Genomic DNA, 1767 nt, shown 5'->3' on the forward strand with positions numbered 1-1767 from the left:
AAATGTAAAATTTAACAAGCTATTAATAATTAAGATCAAGTGAAATTTTAGAATGTTTAAATATAGTTTTTATGAATGAAAGCTATTATTAAATAAATCAAAAACATTAATCTGATTGTATTGGAAAATATCTAAATTCCATCATTTGTCGTCATTATAAATCTTCAAAAGTTAATAAATATTAAATATAAATAATTAGCTTGTTGAATATATGCAAAAAAAAATCTCACTTAATTAAGGTGAGATCATAGACATAAAAAAGCAAATTATTATAAGAAATTGAACGTCATAGGCTTACAATTAGAGAGAATGACATTAAATTCGGAAACCAGTTATAATTAGAAATTTGTTTTAAGCCAAACGTGAACTTGCCAATTGGGTTAATTGCCATAGGCCTTGTCGATACTCATTATCTGGCAACAACTCCAAGGCTTGCTGTGCTAAATGCGTCTCTGCTAATGCGCGCGAACGACAGTATTCTAAAGCACCTGAATCTTGTACTATTTTAATTAAACCTTGTGCATCTTCAACCTTACCAGTCTGAACAGCTATACGTAATTTATTGTAGTTTGCTTCATTAGTCTGCTTTAACAAACGCAATGTTACTATAGTCGGTAGGGTGGGTTTACCTTCGGCCAAATCATCACCTAAGTTCTTACCCATAACATCACTATCCCCACTATAATCAAGCACATCATCAATAATCTGAAATGCATTACCAAAGTGTTGACCAAAATCACTAAATGGTTGCAAAAATTCAGGCTTATCTTGAAGAATAGCCACGCCAGCCGTAGCCATCATAAATAAGCGCGAGGTTTTGCCATCAATGATACGCATATAATCAGTTTCAGTAGCTTCCGGATTATGCTGATGTTGTAACTGTAGTACTTCACCCTCGGCGATATCACAAGTACCATCTGAAAACAGCTTTAGTAATGGTAGACTCTCAAAACCTACCAACAGATTAAAAGCACGTGCAATAAGATAATCACCCACTAGCACTGCGGTGGGATTGTTCCATGTGGCATTGGCAGTAGGGCGACCACGGCGCATACCAGATTCATCAATCACATCATCATGAACTAAAGTCGCCGTATGTAGCATCTCGGTGATGGCCGCCAAATGCATAGCGTCCTGAGATTGTTCATCATTACAAAGACGTGAACATAGCAAAGTGATAAGCGGTCTCATTCTTTTACCACCTGCATTAATCACATGTTGTGAGACATTCATTACCAACTGAACTTTTGAATTCAAGCTTCCAAAGACTTGCTTGTCCATGATTGCAAAGTCATCAGCAATTATACTCTGAATATCAGCATAATCCAAAATAGGGGTTTCATTATAAATAGGTTTTGATAAAGTCTGATTTTGATTTAATTTGGTCATATTTATGGTCAACTAATAATAGTTTATTAAGAAAGCACTGAAAATTGTTTCAAATGTACAGCTGGTAAACTGCTAAATTATAGCTGGCATCAAGATTAATTACGGCATTGAAATTAGAAAATATTTAAAATTAGGAATAAATGAGGTGACAATAGTGTATATCATTATCTAATTAGAAAAAATATAAGTTTTAAGCCAATTCATCCTATTAAATCAATCATAGAAAAATTTATGCCATAATAATATAAATTTAGATATAGAGAGTTATGATATAGTTTTTAGAATGTTATCAATTTGAAACTATCAAGCTATCAACTATATCAAGTTCTTAACTGCATCAAGCTATTAAATATATTTAGCTATTAACTATATTTAGCT

The 1767-nt window shown here is 32.8% G+C and carries 1 protein-coding gene; it reads right to left on the minus strand.

Going from position 1 to position 1767, the window contains the following annotated elements; translation table 11 throughout:
- Nucleotides 1–351: 351 nt before the first annotated feature.
- Nucleotides 352–1281 (minus strand): polyprenyl synthetase family protein, encoded by a 930-nt coding sequence (locus QZ265_RS10820; RefSeq protein WP_296406070.1) that lies wholly within the window; start codon nt 1279–1281, stop codon nt 352–354.
- Between the last annotated feature and the right edge of the window lie 486 nt (nt 1282–1767).

Source organism: Psychrobacter sp., assembly GCF_018260395.1.
GTDB lineage: Bacteria > Pseudomonadota > Gammaproteobacteria > Pseudomonadales > Moraxellaceae > Psychrobacter.

Excerpts from the sequence above, each read along its gene's own strand:
- QZ265_RS10820 (WP_296406070.1), bottom strand. The coding sequence starts at position 1,281 with ATGGACAAGCAAGTCTTTGGAAGCTTGAATTCAAAAGTTCAGTTGGTA.